The organism is Phocaeicola sartorii JCM 17136 = DSM 21941 (assembly GCF_054653615.1).
Genome location: NZ_BAAIFW010000005.1, coordinates 3,497,933 through 3,517,532 on the forward strand (window position 1 = coordinate 3,497,933; position 19,600 = coordinate 3,517,532).

At 44.4% G+C, this 19,600-nt stretch carries 20 protein-coding genes; 4 read left to right on the forward strand and 16 right to left on the reverse strand.

Annotated features, from left to right (window positions below; genetic code table 11):
* Positions 1-32: 32 nt before the first annotated feature.
* The 10 genes from ACYQ0C_RS14975 to ACYQ0C_RS15020 form a co-directional block, all read right to left on the reverse strand.
* Entirely contained in the window at positions 33-1,061 is a 1,029-nt protein-coding gene (locus ACYQ0C_RS14975; protein ID WP_016275787.1) for a DUF4857 domain-containing protein, read from the reverse strand.
* A 33-nt stretch (positions 1,062-1,094) separates the two neighbouring features.
* Positions 1,095-1,766, reverse strand: coding sequence for a hypothetical protein (locus tag ACYQ0C_RS14980; RefSeq protein WP_016275786.1), 672 nt, complete (start codon positions 1,764-1,766; stop codon positions 1,095-1,097).
* Positions 1,767-1,788: 22 nt separating this feature from the next.
* Positions 1,789-2,676 (reverse strand): ABC transporter ATP-binding protein, encoded by an 888-nt coding sequence (locus ACYQ0C_RS14985; RefSeq protein WP_016275785.1) that lies wholly within the window; start codon positions 2,674-2,676, stop codon positions 1,789-1,791.
* 27 nt (positions 2,677-2,703) lie between these two features.
* Positions 2,704-3,279, reverse strand: coding sequence for a PepSY-associated TM helix domain-containing protein (locus ACYQ0C_RS14990; RefSeq protein WP_016275784.1), 576 nt, complete (start codon positions 3,277-3,279; stop codon positions 2,704-2,706).
* Positions 3,263-3,850, reverse strand: a complete 588-nt coding sequence (locus ACYQ0C_RS14995) for a hypothetical protein (RefSeq protein WP_016275783.1) — start codon at positions 3,848-3,850, stop codon at positions 3,263-3,265. The genes ACYQ0C_RS14990 and ACYQ0C_RS14995 overlap by 17 nt, the downstream gene beginning before the upstream one ends.
* Positions 3,851-3,870: 20 nt before the next feature.
* On the reverse strand, positions 3,871-5,421 hold the full coding sequence (locus ACYQ0C_RS15000; RefSeq protein WP_016275782.1) for a DUF6850 family outer membrane beta-barrel protein: 1,551 nt from the start codon (positions 5,419-5,421) through the stop codon (positions 3,871-3,873).
* 38 nt (positions 5,422-5,459) lie between these two features.
* A complete protein-coding gene (locus ACYQ0C_RS15005) occupies positions 5,460-6,674 on the reverse strand; it encodes a DUF4876 domain-containing protein (protein WP_025018704.1) in 1,215 nt (404 codons plus the stop codon).
* A gap of 21 nt (positions 6,675-6,695) precedes the next feature.
* Positions 6,696-9,431, reverse strand: a complete 2,736-nt coding sequence (locus tag ACYQ0C_RS15010; protein WP_032941697.1) for a TonB-dependent receptor — start codon at positions 9,429-9,431, stop codon at positions 6,696-6,698.
* Positions 9,432-10,028: 597 nt separating this feature from the next.
* Positions 10,029-10,544 (reverse strand): TlpA family protein disulfide reductase, encoded by a 516-nt coding sequence (locus ACYQ0C_RS15015; protein WP_016275779.1) that lies wholly within the window; start codon positions 10,542-10,544, stop codon positions 10,029-10,031.
* Between the two features lie 192 nt (positions 10,545-10,736).
* Positions 10,737-11,126, reverse strand: a complete 390-nt coding sequence (locus ACYQ0C_RS15020) for a DUF2721 domain-containing protein (RefSeq protein WP_016275778.1) — start codon at positions 11,124-11,126, stop codon at positions 10,737-10,739.
* Between the two features lie 118 nt (positions 11,127-11,244).
* Here ACYQ0C_RS15020 and ACYQ0C_RS15025 point away from each other — a divergent pair, with 118 nt between their 5' ends.
* A complete protein-coding gene (locus tag ACYQ0C_RS15025; RefSeq protein ID WP_016275777.1) occupies positions 11,245-12,414 on the forward strand; it encodes a DUF3843 family protein in 1,170 nt (389 codons plus the stop codon).
* On the opposite strand, the gene ACYQ0C_RS15030 is transcribed toward ACYQ0C_RS15025, so the two are convergent.
* The 6 genes from ACYQ0C_RS15030 to ACYQ0C_RS15055 form a co-directional block, all read right to left on the reverse strand.
* Positions 12,411-13,418 (reverse strand): 2-hydroxyacid dehydrogenase, encoded by a 1,008-nt coding sequence (locus ACYQ0C_RS15030; protein WP_016275776.1) that lies wholly within the window; start codon positions 13,416-13,418, stop codon positions 12,411-12,413. The genes ACYQ0C_RS15025 and ACYQ0C_RS15030 overlap by 4 nt on opposite strands.
* A gap of 67 nt (positions 13,419-13,485) precedes the next feature.
* Positions 13,486-14,067, reverse strand: coding sequence for a Maf-like protein (locus ACYQ0C_RS15035; protein WP_025081764.1), 582 nt, complete (start codon positions 14,065-14,067; stop codon positions 13,486-13,488).
* Between the two features lie 17 nt (positions 14,068-14,084).
* Positions 14,085-14,603, reverse strand: coding sequence for a KdsC family phosphatase (locus ACYQ0C_RS15040; RefSeq protein WP_016275774.1), 519 nt, complete (start codon positions 14,601-14,603; stop codon positions 14,085-14,087).
* Between the two features lie 5 nt (positions 14,604-14,608).
* Entirely contained in the window at positions 14,609-15,415 is an 807-nt protein-coding gene (locus ACYQ0C_RS15045) for a Rossmann-like and DUF2520 domain-containing protein (protein ID WP_016275773.1), read from the reverse strand.
* Complete coding sequence (locus ACYQ0C_RS15050; protein ID WP_016275772.1) at positions 15,415-15,741, reverse strand: hypothetical protein; 327 nt, start codon at positions 15,739-15,741, stop codon at positions 15,415-15,417. The genes ACYQ0C_RS15045 and ACYQ0C_RS15050 overlap by 1 nt, the downstream gene beginning before the upstream one ends.
* Before the next feature lie 2 nt (positions 15,742-15,743).
* Entirely contained in the window at positions 15,744-16,280 is a 537-nt protein-coding gene (locus ACYQ0C_RS15055) for a nitroreductase family protein (protein WP_016275771.1), read from the reverse strand.
* Between the two features lie 45 nt (positions 16,281-16,325).
* Between ACYQ0C_RS15055 and ACYQ0C_RS15060 the strand changes: the two genes are divergently transcribed.
* The 3 genes from ACYQ0C_RS15060 (at position 16,326) to ACYQ0C_RS15070 (ending at position 19,573) form a co-directional block, all read left to right on the forward strand.
* Positions 16,326-17,348: a GNAT family N-acetyltransferase gene (locus ACYQ0C_RS15060; protein ID WP_016275770.1), complete on the forward strand. Its 1,023-nt coding sequence runs from the start codon at positions 16,326-16,328 to the stop codon at positions 17,346-17,348.
* Between the two features lie 156 nt (positions 17,349-17,504).
* On the forward strand, positions 17,505-17,918 hold the full coding sequence (gene mce / locus ACYQ0C_RS15065) for a methylmalonyl-CoA epimerase (RefSeq protein ID WP_016275769.1): 414 nt from the start codon (positions 17,505-17,507) through the stop codon (positions 17,916-17,918).
* Positions 17,919-18,019: 101 nt separating this feature from the next.
* Complete coding sequence (locus ACYQ0C_RS15070; RefSeq protein ID WP_016275768.1) at positions 18,020-19,573, forward strand: acyl-CoA carboxylase subunit beta; 1,554 nt, start codon at positions 18,020-18,022, stop codon at positions 19,571-19,573.
* Positions 19,574-19,600 lie beyond the last annotated feature (27 nt).

A 19,600-nucleotide genomic window follows, 5' to 3' on the forward strand; every position in this document is an offset into this window, starting at 1 on the left:
TAGTATTTTACGCTTCCCCTGCCAAATTCACATCAAAAACGAGGTCTTACAAATTTGTCATCTGGAGATGTAAAAGACAACCCCGGAACAGAACGACGGATATCTTTATAGGCATGTTCTTTAATCAGTGAATAATCTGTAGCATCCACAGCATAGTAACAATCACCTTTATCTGTCGATAACTTTACAGTCCAGTCAAACATATTTCCAAAGATGGTCAACTCATCTTTTGCCGGATCGAAACCGGGGAGAGCTGATTTCACCAAACTTCCATCACTATTGATAACATAAAAATGATGCTTGCTATCTACCATATACCCCAAAGTCCGGTGACTACGGAATTCAGTAATAAACACATATTCCGGCAAGACTCCTTCAGGCAACCGGATTGCTTTCACATACGGACGTCCTTTGGTGCACTTCAGATGGAACAGTTTATGGTTGGCATCTAAAACCAGATATCCCTCATCATAGTCTTTACGGGTAGTCGGATTGCCCGAAGCATAGCTTGCAGGAAAAGCAAACCCCTTCTGAACCAGCATATCCGTAAACAATTTGCTTTTCGCCTCATCGATACGATTCGTCTCCATACGAATAAATTCTATACCTTTATCGGTAAAACGGAATGCATCTTCGGGCATTTTCAAATCCACCCGTTTGGACATGGACTCCATCAGGAAATAGAGTCCTGTCTGGGGAGCATTGATGGCTGACGGCACACTCTTGAAAGTAAAGTTTGTCAATTGAATATCTTTCGGACTAACTGCCTTGCCACAAATGGTATCAGGGAAACGTTCGTCCGCCGTAAGCTGGCGTACATAGAGAGAAGGCAACAAACTGTCTACCTGCTGTTGTGTGTATGTATTGCCTTTCGTATCATAGCGGTGAAGTTGCTTATTCTCATCCAGCTGTGTAATAACAAAATCACCAAGTACGGAACTATACATAGTAAAAGGAGTTTTGGCAGGCTTCAGTGTGAGAAAAGCATAGCACCAAGGTAACTGCCATACAAGCAGGACAGCCACAGTAACATAAAAAAATAGTTTGCTGAATCGAATCATGTTTGTTTGATTTTTTTAGTAATAAACATTCGGTTAGTCTTGCTTACCGGCCTTGAACCGTACCACAGAAATCCACGAAAGAGAAGCGATAAGCAGCGTATAAAGTGTCAGCCAAGGCAAGAAACTGTTATAAGCCTCCGGTCCCGGAGCCAGAAAGTAGACACGGAAAATCAATGCCGCAATAATCAGGTTCAAAACCCTGCGCTTCCATGTGGGTTCCAGGCAAATCCATGAAACAAGCAGATAACCGGCAAATCCGGCAAGGAACCAGGGAGCCGCAGATAATAAGATACGCTGCACCAACTCACTTGTAAAATGTTGTGGCAGATAAACTCCCATCATAATAAAACTCATAGTAAAACAGGTCACCAGTGCAAGTACACCATAGGCCAACATCGACATGACCATCTTCTTCTGTGAATAAGGCAAATGCAAAGTAAGTTTCAAACACTTACGTTGCATCTCGGGGAAAAACTGTACGGCCGCAAGCAAGATACCGATAAGTAAAGGGACAAATTGCAACAAATCAATAAATATAGCATCCTTCTGGACCATCACCACCCATAAATGATCGATTCCCTGTATGGCAATGGTGCGGTCAATACGAAGCATGGAATATCCTGTGATCCCTATCATAAAAAGAGTTGCCAGCAACCAATACCAACGCGTTTTTATCCACTCTTTGTAAAATATGGCTTGTATCATATTTCTTCTATTTATTTACATATTAATACTTTCCGGTAAGACCGATAAAGGCATCTTCCAGATTTACATTTTCGTGCTGCAAACCAGTAAAGGGAACTTGACTTTCCTTCAATAGTTTCTCCACATCCACGGGAGGCAAAAAAGAGTACGTTTCCAAAGTTTGACGAATGACAGCCGGATGATAGCAAGTTGCCGGCAACTGAGGCTGATAACCCTCGGGCACAGTACAAGTATATCTTCTCAGCTCTTTCATCAACGTTTCAATAGGCTGTTGAATAAGGATAGAGCCATAATCCATCATAATACAATCATCAATCAACCGCTCCATATCCTGAATGATATGGGAAGTCAGGAAAACAGTCTTGTTCTCGGAACGGGCATAATCACGTAAATAATCCACAAAAAGACGGCGATAGCCCGGATCAAGTCCTAAAGAGAAATCATCCAGAATCAACAACTCCGGATTTTGTGCCAGAATCAGTCCCAATGCCACTTGCGAACGCTGTCCGTTCGACATTCTTGAGATACGTTGTCCCGGAGCTACCTTCAGTTTATTCATCAAGTCATAATAAGCCTCCTTTTTCCATTGTCCCAGATAAAAAGAAGCATAAAACTTTTCTATCTGTGTGATATTCATAAACTGATATTGAACATGCCCTTCCAGCAATAAGCCGATATTCCTGCGTAAAGCAGGATTCATGGTCTGAATGTTCTCACCAAAGATGCGACATTCGCCCGAACGCGGCTGAAGATAACCGCTCAATATATTAATGGTTGTCGTTTTCCCTGTGCCATTTTTACCCAACAACCCCAAGATACGCCCTTGAGGAACTTCAAAACTCAAGTTCTCATAAATCTTGCGTTGACCGTAATAATGGGTCAGGTTCTTACATTCTATAATTGCACTCATGCTTTATAAATCATTTTTCGTTTGCTATTAGAAACACGCCAGGAAAAGAATAGGAATCAGAATACCGGCCACCAACTCGACTCCTCCTCTGCCCCACAATCCTTTAGGACCTTTTATCATCACTATACCGCTGACAGTGATAATAATCAGACAGACAGCAAAGGCATCGGCAAACCAAGTCCACCACTTGCCCGGATTGAAATGGAGTTGTACCATGGAAGAGATCAGCGGACGGCGCTTCACCCCCTCGTAGACAGCATCTTTTGTCCGGGTGTTAATCACCAGACTTGAGCCTCCTTTCAGAAAAACCTTAATCTGATCCGGTTCCGGATAATAATATTTAGTAAAATTTCCGGCTTCGTCCAGCGGTTCCAACAAAGTCAAAATCATCTTCTCATTAACTTTACCCTTATCCGACAGATCCTCTGTTATTTTATATTCCGTTCGTGTCACTGTATAATGGGGATTTATGCTATCCCTATGGTTCATCACGATACCCGAAATAGCATAAATCAAAATCATTCCCGCAAAGAAGAAAGACAGATCACGATGGATGGTCCGGCTCCACTTGCGGAATGCAGTACTTTTACTCCGCGATTTCATAAGAACTGGCTTCCATATAGTAAAATGACAGATAATCTTTCCCGGCAGCAGCTTTTCTTTCTGCTATCTTTGCGCGGAAGTCCGCAATACGGGCTTCAGGAGTGTTGGCTGTTTCGCCGCGTGCTTTTTTTTCCGAATCACATCCGGCAGCAGTTTCTCCATGAGATTTTTCAGTCTGTGCTTTCAGTTTAGCCTCCCAGTTCTGCAAGTAAGCTTCGTCTACCCGCTGTTCCTTTAACGTTCCGGTCACTGTGACAATAGCGTTGATGCATTTGGTGTCAAACGAGCCCAAAGGTCCGGCTTCCACACGAATTGTTTTGGTATCATCACTGCCCATCAGGAATATTTTTGTTGCTCCGTGCTTGCAGGTATGTGTACAGATTCCTTCGATGGTCACCTCACGGTTGAGCAGTGAATCGGCATGCGCCAGCAGATTATCGACACTCAATACCTCCGGAGCCGCCTGCCCCGTTTTTTCGGACTGACTCTGTTTGTTGTTACTGTTTCCACAAGAAGTAATAGTTACTAAAGCTGCCATTAAGGTTGCAGCGACCATAAACTTAAATTTCATAAGCTAACTGTTTTTATTTTTTAAAAAAAGATGCCCAGTGAACAAGCGGCATACCGGGCCGTTCCGCATTTTTTATAATACGCAGCCTGCCATTGAACAGACAAAGACAGGTTATACTGTTTCATGACGGGATAATCCCCTTGCAGACGAATTCCTACCAGACTATAGCTATCAGATAAATAGTCAATATTCGCCAATAAAGTCCGGGCGGACGACTTCGCGGCATCCAATCCCGGTAAAGAATATTCAGCCGATAAACCGGCATAATATCCACCGGTAGCTTCTGCGGTCAATCGCAGCTGCCTCTTCTGATACTGCAAACGGGCACGCAAAGAACTTTCCAGAGCAGACAGGTGAACAAACCGGGATACGGCGTTGTAATCCGTCTCTAACCGATGGTAGATTATATTTGGGACAATTGCTCCTCCCCATACACCTTTATCGGTCAAAAACTTCTCCCACAAACCACTTACGGCAATCCGACTATTCGTGACCTTCATTCCCGGAGATGTGCTGATTAATGCTCCATAGGAACTTCCGCCCGCCTCTCCGTAAATATTCTCCGTTCCTTTACGGACAGTATAGCCTGCATCCAGTTTCACAGCAAGGTGCTCTGTCTGCTGAAGTTCCCGCATCCAAGTCACGTTTCCTTTCAAATCAGTCGTATTCAATTCCAGCAAAGTGAGATGATTGGCATTGCTCAATTTCTTGTCCATCGACATACGGTCTATTGAGACTGTGGCCGATACCCCCTCCTCCGTATCAGCCGGCAGAATGCCTATGCTTCCTCCCCACCGGATGCCTTGATGCTTCGTTCCGGTCTGGTTTCCGGCAAAACGCACATAATCCATGCCCAATCCCAACGTATGGTATACCGAAATGGAACCTTTATCTGCAAGGAATGAAATCTCACTTTTCTGCTGATAAAGCCGGAAATCTGCGGAAACTCCCAAACGATATGTCCCCAGACGATATCCTGCTCCCAAGGCAAAAGAGAGATCGGAAGCTGTATTACGTGGACGCGGATCTTTATCCCGATAATTATGAGACGCCCTGTAACCACCGGTGATTCCCCATGTCCAGGAACCTGACTCACTGGCGTAACCTCCATTGAAATAATAAGTTTCTCCCTTCAGGAAACCACCAATGGAATCACCGGTCACGTAAGGAGCAATCAGTTTCCAGTCTATATTTTCATTCCATAACACATTCTCCTGCTTCTCACTCCTGTATCCTGCTGAACCGAACACACGATCACGTTCCGAAAGAATGACGAAAGAGTTGACATCTACCCCGATACGGGTATCCTTATCACCTTCCTGTTTCAAAGATGCTTTTCCTTTATCATGATAAACTCCATTTACGTCCAGCCTTGTCCATGTATACGGAGTATAGTAATAATAAAGTGCCGGATTCCGCCATACCTCACCACGAAATCCGGTCGCGAATGAAGCGCTACGGATTACCTTATCGGACAGGGAGAGTGTGTCGGCAGTCTGCCCGAAGGCTTCCTGCCGACTCTCCACAAATAAAGCAATCAGCAACGTAATGATAAATCGGATTCGCATCATGAATAATAAAGATTTATAGATCAATAGGACGGATTCAATTATTTGTTAAACAGGCTCGGAACAGCCGCAGGTGTGAAATCAACGGTAGAGTTATTTGTATCCTGCAATACTTCCCGATCACCATCCTTATAGGCAGCTTTACGCATCACGCACTTTCCGATGTTCTCTGCAACGGTATTATTCACACCGATATAAGTATGCCCCATATCCAGCACGGTAGAGGTAACATTCCACTGCCATTCATTGGAAGCACCTACATTGACGGCATCAATCACCCATTCATTGGGGAACTTATATTTGCTTTGCGGTTTACTGGCTGTTCCACTTTGCAAGATATACGTATAGTTGTATGCATAGTCTGAAATATACTTTTCTTTAGTCATGCCTTTGGGTAATCTGCCGATAGCATAGGCACGATTTCCCTGTTTATTCAGCACCCAGATAGTTTTGGAATAACAATAATAAACATCCAGATTGGGAACAGCCGGATTATCCACATCTAGCTTTGATTCAACATACCACTCAAAATCGGCCTTACTCAAATCTATAGAATTCGGATTAGCCTCTTTATGATTGACCGCATTGTCACAAAGGATAAAGGACTCTCCCGGTTGTACCGGATAATCTGTTCCGCTGCCCGGCACCGCTACAACAGAGCCTACCGCAATAGCTTCATCCATGACATCCGGATCTACCGACTGATATTTCAGAGTGGTTGAGAATTGTGATTCCATAAATATCAATCCATCCGCATACAAAACTTTATCCGAATTATTATAGATACGTACATACTGGTCGCCATTATATTGCTTGCCTGCTTCATTATAAGTTCCGGGAATAAATATCTCGGCAATCACAAAATCGGGGTCACCTGTATTGAGCACATGAACCTTCAGTTCCAACTTGTATGCCCCTCCGGATACGGCCACATTCTGTTGCACTCCCTGTACATCGACTTCCACCGGAGTTCCATTCTGCGAGTAAGTTCCCTTACCTATGAACGTTACATTATACAGCCCGTCCGCCAATTCAATACTTTGAGCCGGATAGACAATGTCTGTCTTGACAGATGTATTTACATTTTCAAAAGTATAGGTTCCACCGGTCAGTTGCAGCCCCTCGATAGTTGTATCTACAGTAGTGGTAATACCTACAGTGGATATGCTCACTTTGTCATCATCACTACATGCGGTAAATCCCAGCATCGTTGCAAAAAGGATTGACATTGTCAATTGATTCTTTTTCATCTTCATTTTTGTTTTATTGTTCATTTACTAAAAAGTCAAGTTCATTTCCATGCCGAAATAAGGCGATTCGGACGTTCTCCGTTGCAGTACGCCCCGTAATGTATAATCAGGATAAATACCCAAAAGCCGGTTTACATAAAAAGCCAGATTCAGATACTTACCAATCCGTTTACTCGCCTTCAGATTGATATCCATATAAAAAGGCACGGTAGTACGCTCAAAATAAGTGGCTGAATATTTCTCCACCAGATGTTGTAACTGAATATTGTTTTTATCCTCTTCGCGAAACGGATGCGTTTCACCGGATTGATCGATATAGCTTACCGGCACGCCGTTATTCCACAAGTTCCGTCTGTTGGTATACCAAGTGCATTGTGCCGACGTGGAGAAAGTAAGTCCCAAACGCGGTATATAGGTATCAAACATAAAATTCGTATTGAATGCCTGGCTTTCTGTTCCGTTGTCTCCATTGTACAATCCCACATATTTCAGCTGTTTATTGTCCAACAATATAGAAGAGGCCTTATATTGAGGAGAATCCGAATTATAAATTGTCTTTATCCAGGCTCCATACATAGTGACGCGGGTCTTGAGCGATTCGATTCGTTTGGAAGCGAACTGAAACTCCACTCCTTCTTTACGCACCTTCATTACATTGCCTAGTGTGGAATACACATCCAGATTATATTCATTCGCATAAGTCAACTGAGAAAGTTGGGGAGGAGCCGTCAAAGCTGAGCCGTCGATACTTGCAGGATCATATAGCTTATATGCCAATGACTTATAATAAGTGACATCATCAAAAGCATTGTTCATCCGTTCGCGGAAATAAGTTATCGACAGACGGTTTCCCTTATAGCTGACGTCGGCCCGCACTTCCCATTTCATGTTACGTGCCGGTTCCAACTGATAGTTTGTATGATCCCATTTATATGTCATCATATTGATGCGGCGATAATCCGGGTTGGTATGGTAATAATTCAACTGAATCAAGTCCACATACTTAAAATCCGGATATAACTGTGCGGTGGTCGGCATACGGCTGATCCAGCCCAAACCTCCCGAAAAGGCAACATTCCATCCGTTTGAAACCGGCAAATTCCATTGCAAGTCCAGACGGAGATCGGGATATATCTTGCCCTGCATCTTATATTCAGTGTCCAGCCCCAATAAGGACTGCAAACGGATACCGGCCGTAAAAGCCAATTTATGTCTATTTACAGGAAGATTCAACACCTCCTCGGCATAGAGGGCGAAAGGTTGCAGCCCCGGTATGTCCTTAAAACGGCGCGGACGTGTACTCAAACTTTCACTGATGGGCCGTGTCACATCGAATACCTGGCCTTCTCCCAAATTCTTCTGATAATTCCATTCCATCCCCATATTCATCGCATTCTGTAATACACCCAACGGGAAAGCCAACCGCATACGGGCGGAAGCCGTAACATATAAAGGTTTACCATCAATATCCATCTGTGCCACATAATTATAAGGCAGATAGATGCCATCAAACTCTCCGGTTTCTGTCTGAGTAGCAATAGCTGCCGGACGATTCAGAGATACGGACTTTATTTCACGCATCTTCTCCCACTGCTGACTGACAGAAGTGGTCACACCAACCTCACGAATCCATAAATGGGCCGGAAACTTCATGCTCCATTTCCCCGCTATCTTCAAGCTGTTAAAGTCCGATTTATAGGAATCTTCCTTTACTGTCGCATCTTTATCCCTCTTCGCATCATCAAACGAGCCGGTATAATCGGAACTGATATTCCAATGAATATTACGTTCATTCCATAACCATTTGCCATCCAAGCGGGCGGAAGCAGTAAGGCGAGTATAATTTTTCACACTGTTGCGCGGATCTATTTTGGACTCCAGATAATTTAGATCAGCATTCAATACATAACGTCCGTTCCCATCCAGCCGAATTCCCTTGCCTACAGAAAACAGTTTACTGGTTTTATCAGCCTTAAAACGTGCGGACAAGGGGCTCTCAGTCATTTTACGCTGAATGATCACCGCACCGTTTGCCACATTGCCATAAGCCACGGAAGGAATGCCGCGAATGATTTCCACCTTCTCAATATTATCGGTTGAGATGGTACGCATATCCATCCCTTTTGACATTGTGCTCGTTGCATTCACTGCGGAAGTACTGTTTGGCATATATTGCAGATTCGCATCCGTATTCATGGAGATACCATCCATATAAAACCCAACTCCCAATGAAGAGATATCCTCCGTCTTTCCTGTTTCACGTATCCGGATCAGATTGGCCTGCCCCATCTGAGGATCAGCCGACTTTCCTCCGGGTACCAATTCCATCAAGTCACTGAAGCTGCCGGGCTGAAGATGTTTCATGGCTGTACGGTCAACGATGGAAGCGCTGGTAGCGCGCTTTGACTCAGAAGCGGTCACCACCACCTCGTTCAGCGCCATGACCGAAGGTTTTAAATAAAAGACTGCCGAAATATCCCCGGTGACCTTCATTCCTTTTTCTGTAGAATCATATCCCAAATAGGATACAATGACCCGATAAGTTCCAGAATGGATATGTAGAAGTTCAAAATGTCCGTTCGCATCTGTTATTCCCCCATAAACAATCTGCCCATCCACAAACAATTGAACAGTAGCGTAATCCAACGCTTTACGAGTCTGCTCATCCAGTACTGTTCCCCGGAATACAAATGTCTGCCCCCATAAAAAAGACACATTGCTACAAATTATAAATAAAAAAATATATGCAATCTTACAAATCATTTTCATTCTCTATTTGGTTGCAAAATTACAATTCATAAAAGCCCGGCACAATCCCCTTTTCCAGGTATATACCCAATCATACATAAGCCGAAGATACCTACATAATGGTACGCGATTTACGAATAGGACTTTCAGTTCTTTCTCCGGATAGTCTTTTTCAACATTGACAATAATAGAAGTATTAAAATATTTTTCACAATTCTCGCCCACCTACAACAGCGTTTTGCAAAACTGCTGCCACTGCTACCACCCACTCTCATGAAACCACCATGAACAGGGAGTTCCGGAGGGTGGTGGCAGCACCTTTCTTTATGTGGTAAAAGGGGCTGCTGCCACCACTTTTGCCTTTTTTTTATCCCAAAAACAAACGAAGGAAGAGAAAGATACAAGAGGCGGAGGATGACCACACGCCGAAAAAAGGAGGCGGATACGAACACACTGAACCCGGAAAACGGACAGACAGAACGAAGCCTGCTGATGGACAAGACACCGGCTGCAGCCTGACGGGAATCCGATTGCGGCCCGCCAAAACTACGGTTTACCCATGATGCAGCCCTTTTGGATAACTCGTTCTTTTATTTACGAACAAAGACAAAATCACCAATTCGCCTCTATAGCCTCAGCCAGATCTTCATAACCAGCCAACGGGTTGTCCGTAAAGACACTACGGATAACCAACTCTTTGTCTACGACATAAACACGAGGTATTCCCGATTTTGCAAACAGATAATATACAGTGCGGTCTTCCTGAGCCGAATAAGGCAACGTCAAATGATTCTCGTCCCAATAACGGGCAATCTCTGCCGGACCCTCTTCCCTGCTGATACAAACCATCCGGATTCTTTGACCATAATCCGTATATATCTTTTGCAGCACAGGAAGTTCTTTCCGGCAGTCCGGACATCCTGTATGAAAAAACACAATCAGGGAAACCTCTCCTTTCAGACTTCCGGAAGTTACTGTCCGGCCATCATCCATGGTCACTGAAAAAGCAGGAACACGCTCTCCCGGCTGCAACTCAATGACACCTTCCTCCACATCATCATCAATACACGCCGTAAACATTACAGAGGCACAAAACAGGAGACAAACCGTTTTTATCCAATTCTTCATTTTTATTTCTATTTTTCTTCCTTACAAAGATAACATGATTTTCATGAAATGACTACTTTTACAGTATGAAACAGAAATTAAAAGAAAAACAAGAGCCGCCTCCTTACGTTGAATGCCGGTAATTATTACGGGAATTTCCGCAACCAATGCATGTTATGACCGCAGATACAGTTCTTTCCAGAACATTTTAAATCAAGAATCCATATCACTCAGATGCAGTTCCAGCGCCTTGACCGAAATATAAATCTCGCGCACAGAAATGGTCAAAGAAAGAATGAGCAACACAAGCGCCAGGCCAAATATATATACAGATATGAGGTAGAACTGTATATACATTAAAAACATGCTGACCACACATAGCAACAAACTCCCGATGCCTGTCACCTGCATGGCACGTGTCAGATAAAGACGCTTGCGGAGGTTAGAAATCTGTGCCGCCGTAACAGCCGAATGATTCTCACGATACTGATCCTTCAGCGTACGCACCAACTGGGCGTATGAAAGGAAACGATTGGTATATGCCAGCATAATCAGCGATATGGCAGAAAATAATAAAGCAGGGGTTGTTAAATCTATTTCCATTTCTATAGGTATTTCAAAGTTAGAATATGGCAAAGATAAAGTAAATATCCCGATATTTTCTTCCTTTTTACAACGAAAGGAATATCTTTGCAATAAATAATCATTCAAGTAAACTTATATGCAAACTATAAAATTATACATAAAAGATTGGCTGGCCATTCATCCCTATACCCAGCAACAGGCCACAGACAGATATTTCGTCGATCTGGCCAACCGGTTATACTCCACCTGTACGATAAGAGAGATTCCCGAATCCACTAAAAAGAAGCTATGCCTTTACACCGCCGCTTATTTGGAAGATGTCATCTCAGGATCAGGTCTATGGCAAGCATTCATCCAAAAGCATCTGGAGCTGTATGATACGTCGCTTCCTTTCTATACCATCCGGCCGGATTATATGAAGGATGAAATCAATGAGGAAGACATCCGCTTCATCCTTTGGAACACCTTGGAAAAGGCTCCATATAAACATCCGTATATCAATCCGATGGACAAGAATATCGAAGAAACCGCACATTCATTTTTCCAGATATTGGAGGAGGAATATGAAATGGCTCCCGCAAATGACACGTTACAGGATTTCTTCATGGGATTCAAAGGAAAAGAGGACGCCAATCACAAACTACGCTGGCTGTTCGGACACACTTACCTCACAGAACCCTCTGTGCAAGAATACATTGCCCAGGTTACAGAGACCGACAAGTTCATCATTCCATGCGGTCCGCTTGCCCTGTTTCTTCATGAGTGGATCGACCTGCTGGCCCACGGAGCAACCGGATGTTGGGAAGAGATAGAAGGACTGTACCCTGCCATTCCCGAAATACCGGACGAGAGGAAGGAAAGAAACCTTCATACTTTCCAACTGTTCACGCAAGGTACAAACGGAGCCCGTATCGTATATCTGGAAGGCTATAAGGAACTGCACCGTTTCCTGACCCAAATATTACAATGGCCGGATGATCCCAATCACACGTTGCCTCAAATGAAAAATCATCAAGATTTCATCATGATGGTAAATCCCGAAAAAGGTATTCTGCTGGCGAAGGATCTATGCAGATGCATCAGTGATCCTCTTAACCCGATGTATGATGCAGCAACGGCTGCCCAAGAGGCATTCAGCCTGCTGACCGTCCCCACCAAATGTCCGCCGGACCTGATGGAATATTTGATAAACAACCACTATATCCCCGATGCACAAATTCCCGGATCCGGTGAAAAGGAGCTGGTTCAAAAGAACGCGGACTTTATAGCCCGCCACTCCTTATTGTATTACTACAGGGGAGACTAGGCTCTCCCCACCGTTACTTCGTTCACCAAAGGTTTACCTTCTGCAAAGTCTTTCACATTCTGCAAAGTAGTCTGAGCAATATTCGTCATGGCTTCTTTGGTAAAAAACGCCTGATGGGAGGTCACAATCACATTGTTGAAAGACAGAAGACGGGCCAAGGTGTCATCATCAATAATCTTATCGGACTTATCTTCATAGAAATAAGGCTCCTCTTCCTCATATACATCCAGGCCGGCATATCCCACCTTCTTGGTCTTCAGCCCCTCTATCAAGGCATTGGTATGAATCAGCTGTCCGCGCCCCGTATTGATAATCATCACTCCGTCTTTCATTTTACTGATGGAATAATCGTTTATCAGATATTTGGTCTGTTCTGTCAATGGACAGTGCAGCGAAATGATATCCGAGCTATGATAAAGTTCGTCCAGGGTACAATAAACCACCTGATGCTCACGGGCAAAATTATAATCGGGATAGAGGTCGTAGGCTAGCACATTCATGCCGAATCCGCGTAATATCTGAATCAGAATCCTGGCGATCTTACCCGTACCGATAATTCCGGCAGTCTTGCCATGCATATCAAATCCCATCAGTCCGTGCAAAGAAAAGTTTCCATCGCGTGTGCGCATCGTGGCACGGGCAATCTTACGGTTGAGCGACAACATCAATGCCACTGTAAATTCGGCAACAGCATAAGGCGAATACGCCGGCACCCGCAACACTTTCATCTTACCTGCCGTTGCCGCCAAATCCACATTATTATACCCCGCGCATCTTAAAGCCAACAGTTTAACGCCATTATCCGCCATCGCCCGGATCACTTCGGCATCAGCCGTATCGTTTACAAAGATGCAGACCGCATCCACTCCTTTGGTCAGCACCACATTATTCATATTCAGATGGCCTTTGTAATACCTGATATCAAAGCCAAATTTCTCATTAGCCTCCGTAAACGAGCGTTCGTCGTAGGGTTTCGTGTCGTAAAAAGCTATTTTGTAAGCCATAATCGTTTTTTTCATTTATAGTTCATATAAATAACAAAAACACGTCCCCCACGGTTCACCTACAGACTTACAGTTTTTTCAGTTCCGTGTACAAGCGCTGCACCGGAAGTCCCATCACATTGAAGTAACTGCCCGATATTCCGCGGACGCCGATAAAGCCTATCCACTCTTGCACACCATAAGAGCCGGCCTTATCCATCGGCTTGTAAGCCCGGATATAATAATCGATCTCCTCATCGGAGAGTTCCGCAAACGTCACTTCCGTCACAGCGGAAAAACTTCGCTGATCCCCGGCTGTGGTCAGACAAACACCGGTTATCACCTGATGAGTCCTGCCGGAAAGTTTCCGTAACATTTGCCGTGCGTCTTCCTCATCACGAGGCTTGCCCATGACTACCCCGTCCAGCCACACAATGGTATCGGCAGTGATAATCAGCTCGTCCGGATGCATGGAATCCCGGTAAGCGGCCGCTTTCTCACAAGCTATATATAAAGGTATCTCCTCCGCTGTCAATGTGTCCGGATAAGTTTCCTCTATACCGGGCAACGTCTTCACCTCATATTTTATACCCAAGCCGGACAACAGCTCCTTGCGTCGCGGAGAATTGGAAGCAAGGATGATTTTATATCTTTCTAAATTTTCCAACATGACTTTTCTTTGTTTCATTACCACCCGAAGGCCTTTTCATGAGACATCCATTTCCCCTGAGCCTTCAATACCTGCTCCACCACATCACGGCCGCAGCCACAGCCTCCGTTACGATGAGAAATATAAATGGCCGTCTCCTTTATCTCAGGAGCCGCATCGGCAGGGCAACAGGGCAGACCGCACAAACGCATCACCTCATAATCGGGAATATCATCGCCCATATAAAGTATCTCTTCATCCTGCAATCCGTACTTTTCCTTCAAATGGGCATATTCCCGGGTCTTTACCGCAGCCGCCAGATAGACATCCTTAATGCCCAGACCTTCATAACGCTTACGCACCGCCTCGGTATTTCCACCGGTAATGATGGCAACATGCAGCCCGCACTTCACTGCCAACTGCAACGCATACCCGTCCTTGATATTGACTGTACGCATAGGTTCGCCATCGGGGTGCAAATAAATCGTCTCCGTACTCAGCACTCCGTCCACATCGAATACCAATGCCTTTATCTTCTTTAAATCATAATTTATCATACCACTTATGAATTATTCTTCCCCTCATTCACCGGAACGGCAGACAAAGGAAGATGATGAATACTTTTACTTATCTTTTCATACAATTCCTGCAAAGGCTCCTCATCCGCCAACATCTCCAAATGTTTGCTTATTACGTTTTCATCGTAGCGCACAGCCGGCCCTGTCTGAGCCTGCACGGGAGACAGCTCATGTACTTTGCCGGCGGTTTCATCTATCAGCGGAAGCATCACTTCGAAAGGAATCCCCTGCTTTTCCAGTATATGTGAGCTTAATGCATACATGTGGTTAGCAAAATTACAGGCAAAGACCGCCGCCAGATGCAAATGCCTACGCTGGCAGGAAGTCGCCTCGTACACTTTAGGGCTGAGACGGGCCGCTACCATACGCAGCAATTCCAGCTCTGCCGGAGAAGACGCTTCTATAAAAAAAGGTACAGCATTGAAATCCACTTCGCGCTGTCTGCTAAAAGTCTGCATAGGATAAAGTACCCCATAACGTTCCACCAGTCCCTTCCACAAATCCATAGGCATACTGCCCGCCGTATGTACAAACAAAGCCTGTTCCCTTCCTTTTGCCAATACAGGAGCCAATTGCCGCAAAACAGCATCTTTCAGCGCCACAATATACAAATCGGCATCCCGGCGTATCTCATCCGGTACCACTGTGTAGTCCGCCGAAAGTCTGGCGGCCAAGACAGAAGCGGATTCCTCTGTGCGGCTGTACACCTGCAAAACAAGACAACCCGCCTTTTGTAAAGCGATTCCCAAATGAGTCGCCACATTGCCGGCCCCTATCAAAACTATTTTCATCATCGAGTCGAAACTAAATATAAAATAACGCCCAACAGCAACAAGGCTGCCGGCAATAAATAAGCGGACATTTGTCCCAACAGAGCTATCACCAAACCAATATTCAATATCAGCCATATACTCACCAGTACAATTCCTACCGACTTGTCGGCCTTGAACCAAAGGAAAATAACAGCCGCATACAGCAACAGATTATCTTTCTGCATCACCCAAGGCAGCCCGTGTGAGGCAAATCCTATAAACTTGTCGATAAGATAAAGGATCCCCATCACAATGAGAAACACCGCAAAAGCCTTATATGTATCCTTATGATTGACAGCAGCCACTTTTACTTGCCTCCATATTTATTGAGATGAATTTTCTCCCATTGTAAATGGTCTTCGTCAAAAGGCTTGCGCTCCATGCCCTTATGCCCTACTGCAATGATGGAAACCACCTGCAACTGCAAAGGAATGTCAAGCAACGTATGCACATATTCTCCCGAAGGCATTCCAGTAGCGGTAAAACGTTCACGTACTTGTATCCAGCAACTTCCCAATCCCAAATCTTCTGCCTGCAACTGGATCATGATGGAAGCAACCGCCGCGTCTTCAATCCAGACATCACTGGCCAACGGATCAGCCATCACAACCACAGCCATAGCAGCATCCGACAGAAAAGCCGCCCCCATCTCCTTACAATGGGAAAGTTTTTCCAACATATCCTTATCATCCACCACGATGAACTGCCAGCAATTGCTGCGTTTAGACGACGGAGACATCAGGGCAGCCTTCAACAAAGCGACCACTTCTTCCTGTGTCAACTCCTGATCCGTGAACTTACGCATACTGCGTCTGTTCTTTATTAAGTCACTAAATTGTTCCATAATATACTCAGTTAATTTATTTTATGGCACAAATATACAACTAGAATGTGGATTGATAAACAAAAAACAATAAATTTGCAGCTGGAGATGCCTGTCAGACTAAGTACATATCGCAAAGGAAATGCCATTCCCACCCTTCCGGGAACAAACATATTCCATTCCACGGAGTTGTTTCATGTCTTTGAAATGACGCGGGGATACGAACCGCTGCTCATCGTAGCCTATATAGGAGACCGCCCTGTGGGAAAACTGCTGGCTGTCATCCGGAAGAGTGTGCGCCTGTTCCCCCCTTCCATCATCAAGCGATGCGAGATTTATGGCACGGGCGAGTATTTTGATGAAGAGCAGAACAAGGAAGATCTGTTTGGCGAGATGTTGGAGCATCTCACCAACGAAGTTTCGCGCAAATCGTTTCTCATCGAGTTCCGCAACCTGGAAAATCCGCTGTTCGGATACAAAGCATTCAGAAAGAACAACTATTTCGCCATCAATTGGCTAAGGGTACGCAATTCACTGCACAGTAAAGCACCCTACGAACGGCTGAGCATGTCTCGCAGAAGACAGATAAACAAAGCATTAAGAAACGGTGCCATTATGGAAGTAGCCGACAATGAGAAAGATATACATGATTTCTCACGAATGCTGAAAAAAGCCTATTCCTCACAAGTGAGAAAACATTTTCCGGACATTGACTTTTTCCGGCTACTGGCATGGCAAAACCCTGAAAAAGAATTAGCTAAAGTATTTCTGGTGAAATACAAAGACAAAATCATAGGTGGCTCCATCTGTCTTTTTTCAAAAGAAAGTGCTTATCTGTGGTTCTCGGGAGGTATGCGGAAGACCTATGCATACCTTTATCCCGGTATCCTGGCCGTATGGGCACCTGTCACCTATGCTCACGAAAAAGGATATACACATTTGGAATTCATGGATGCAGGGTTGCCGTTCAAAAAACACGGCTACAGAGACTTCATACTCCGCTTTGGCGGCAAGCAGAGCAGCACGCGCCGCTGGTTCCGCTTCAGTTGGGAATGGCTGAACACACTCTTGTGCAAATTCTATATTTAACTCATTTTTGTCTTTTTGTTTAAAGTGTTGTGAAGCATCTCGCAAATAAGAAATAAAATTGAGGAAATATTTCTTTATTTAACTCGAAATTGCTTTCTTTGTGCAGTTTTATCTGAAAACTTGAGTATAAAACCAAACTATTAAAATTATAAGATCATGAAAATCTCACACATTGAACACCTGGGCATTGCCGTGAAGAGCATTGAAGAGGCCCTACCGTATTATGAAAACGTATTAGGTCTGAAATGCTACAATATCGAAACTGTAGAGGATCAGAAAGTTAAAACCGCCTTTCTGAAAGTAGGTGATGTTAAAATAGAACTGCTGGAACCTACAAGCCCCGAAAGTACGATTGCAAAATTCATTGAAAAGAACAATGGAAACGGGGGTATGCATCACCTGGCTTTTGCAGTGGAAGATGGTGTGGCAAATGCATTGGCCGAAGCGGAAACCACCGGTATCCGTCTCATTGACAAAGCTCCCCGTAAAGGTGCTGAAGGTTTGCATATCGCTTTTTTACACCCCAAATCAACATTAGGTGTCCTGACCGAGCTTTGCGAAAAACCATAAAAACGAGATTTGACTATTCATGATTGAAGTCAGTTCATTCAGTGTGACTCAAACGTAAATAGAAATATTTTTTAATCGTAAATTGTAAAATCATAAGTAAAATGAGCAATCAACTTGAAAAAATAAAAGAGCTTATCGAACGCCGGGCTACAGCACGTATGGGTGGAGGTGATAAAGCAATTGCAAAACAGCATGATAAAGGAAAATATACAGCGCGCGAACGCATAGCCATGTTGCTGGACGAAGGCAGTTTTGAAGAAATGGATATGTTCGTGGAACACAGATGCACCAATTTCGGTATGGAGAAAAAACATTATCCGGGTGACGGTGTGGTAACTGGTTGCGGTACCATAGAAGGACGTTTGGTTTACATCTTCGCACAGGATTTCACTGTTTCCGCGGGCTCTCTTTCAGAAACAATGTCTCTGAAGATCTGCAAAATAATGGATCAGGCCATGAAGATGGGTGCTCCCTGTATCGGCATCAACGACTCGGGTGGCGCACGTATTCAGGAAGGTATCAACGCATTGGCCGGTTATGCCGAAATTTTCCAACGCAACATCCTTGCTTCCGGTGTGATTCCACAAATATCCGGTATCTTCGGTCCTTGTGCCGGCGGTGCTGTTTACTCTCCTGCCCTGACAGACTTCACATTGATGATGGAAGGCACATCCTACATGTTCCTTACCGGACCGAAAGTGGTAAAGACTGTTACAGGCGAAGATGTGAGCCAGGAAAACCTGGGGGGTGCAAGCGTCCATTCAACCAAATCCGGTGTTACTCATTTCACTGCCAAGACAGAAGAAGAAGGTCTGGCCATGATCCGCAAATTGTTAAGCTATATTCCTCAGAACAATTTGGAAGAGGCTCCATACGTAGATTGTTCCGATCCTATCGATCGTCTGGAAGATTCCTTGAACGAGATTATCCCCGACAGCCCCAACAAACCATACGATATGTATGAGGTGATCAGCGCCATCGTAGATAATGGTGAATTCCTGGAAGTACAGCCGGATTATGCTAAAAATATCATTATCGGTTTCGCACGCTTCAACGGACAGTCTGTAGGTATTGTTGCAAACCAGCCGAAGTATCTGGCAGGTGTGCTTGACAGCAATGCATCACGTAAAGGCGCACGTTTTGTACGTTTCTGTGATGCTTTCAATATACCTCTTGTTTCATTGGTAGATGTTCCGGGCTTCCTTCCGGGTACAGGACAAGAATACAACGGTGTAATCTTGCATGGTGCCAAGTTACTGTATGCCTACGGTGAAGCTACTGTGCCCAAGGTAACTATTACGCTACGTAAATCATACGGCGGTTCTCATATTGTAATGAGCTGTAAGCAACTTCGCGGTGACATGAACTATGCATGGCCCACAGCCGAAATTGCAGTAATGGGTGGTGCAGGCGCAGTAGAAGTATTGTACGCACGCGAAGCGAAAGAACAGGAAAACCCCGCCGCATTCCTGGCCGAAAAAGAAGCAGAATACACCAAGTTGTTCGCCAATCCTTATAATGCAGCTAAATATGGTTACATTGATGATGTGATAGAACCGCGTAATACCCGTTTCCGCATCATCCGTGCATTGCAACAGTTGCAGACTAAGAAATTGAGTAACCCGGCCAAGAAGCATGGTAATATTCCTCTTTAATTAAAAATTAAAAATTGAGAATTGAAC

Excerpts from the sequence above, each read along its gene's own strand:
- ACYQ0C_RS14975 (WP_016275787.1), bottom strand. The coding sequence starts at position 1,061 with ATGATTCGATTCAGCAAACTATTTTTTTATGTTACTGTGGCTGTCCTG.
- ACYQ0C_RS14980 (WP_016275786.1), bottom strand. The coding sequence starts at position 1,766 with ATGATACAAGCCATATTTTACAAAGAGTGGATAAAAACGCGTTGGTAT.
- ACYQ0C_RS14985 (WP_016275785.1), bottom strand. The coding sequence starts at position 2,676 with ATGAGTGCAATTATAGAATGTAAGAACCTGACCCATTATTACGGTCAA.
- ACYQ0C_RS14990 (WP_016275784.1), bottom strand. The coding sequence starts at position 3,279 with ATGAAATCGCGGAGTAAAAGTACTGCATTCCGCAAGTGGAGCCGGACC.
- ACYQ0C_RS14995 (WP_016275783.1), bottom strand. The coding sequence starts at position 3,850 with ATGAAATTTAAGTTTATGGTCGCTGCAACCTTAATGGCAGCTTTAGTA.
- ACYQ0C_RS15000 (WP_016275782.1), bottom strand. The coding sequence starts at position 5,421 with ATGATGCGAATCCGATTTATCATTACGTTGCTGATTGCTTTATTTGTG.
- ACYQ0C_RS15005 (WP_025018704.1), bottom strand. The coding sequence starts at position 6,674 with ATGAAGATGAAAAAGAATCAATTGACAATGTCAATCCTTTTTGCAACG.
- ACYQ0C_RS15010 (WP_032941697.1), bottom strand. The coding sequence starts at position 9,431 with ATGATTTGTAAGATTGCATATATTTTTTTATTTATAATTTGTAGCAAT.
- ACYQ0C_RS15015 (WP_016275779.1), bottom strand. The coding sequence starts at position 10,544 with ATGAAGAATTGGATAAAAACGGTTTGTCTCCTGTTTTGTGCCTCTGTA.
- ACYQ0C_RS15020 (WP_016275778.1), bottom strand. The coding sequence starts at position 11,126 with ATGGAAATAGATTTAACAACCCCTGCTTTATTATTTTCTGCCATATCG.
- ACYQ0C_RS15025 (WP_016275777.1), top strand. The coding sequence starts at position 11,245 with ATGCAAACTATAAAATTATACATAAAAGATTGGCTGGCCATTCATCCC.
- ACYQ0C_RS15030 (WP_016275776.1), bottom strand. The coding sequence starts at position 13,418 with ATGGCTTACAAAATAGCTTTTTACGACACGAAACCCTACGACGAACGC.
- ACYQ0C_RS15035 (WP_025081764.1), bottom strand. The coding sequence starts at position 14,067 with ATGTTGGAAAATTTAGAAAGATATAAAATCATCCTTGCTTCCAATTCT.
- ACYQ0C_RS15040 (WP_016275774.1), bottom strand. The coding sequence starts at position 14,603 with ATGATAAATTATGATTTAAAGAAGATAAAGGCATTGGTATTCGATGTG.
- ACYQ0C_RS15045 (WP_016275773.1), bottom strand. The coding sequence starts at position 15,415 with ATGAAAATAGTTTTGATAGGGGCCGGCAATGTGGCGACTCATTTGGGA.
- ACYQ0C_RS15055 (WP_016275771.1), bottom strand. The coding sequence starts at position 16,280 with ATGGAACAATTTAGTGACTTAATAAAGAACAGACGCAGTATGCGTAAG.
- ACYQ0C_RS15060 (WP_016275770.1), top strand. The coding sequence starts at position 16,326 with ATGTGGATTGATAAACAAAAAACAATAAATTTGCAGCTGGAGATGCCT.
- mce (WP_016275769.1), top strand. The coding sequence starts at position 17,505 with ATGAAAATCTCACACATTGAACACCTGGGCATTGCCGTGAAGAGCATT.
- ACYQ0C_RS15070 (WP_016275768.1), top strand. The coding sequence starts at position 18,020 with ATGAGCAATCAACTTGAAAAAATAAAAGAGCTTATCGAACGCCGGGCT.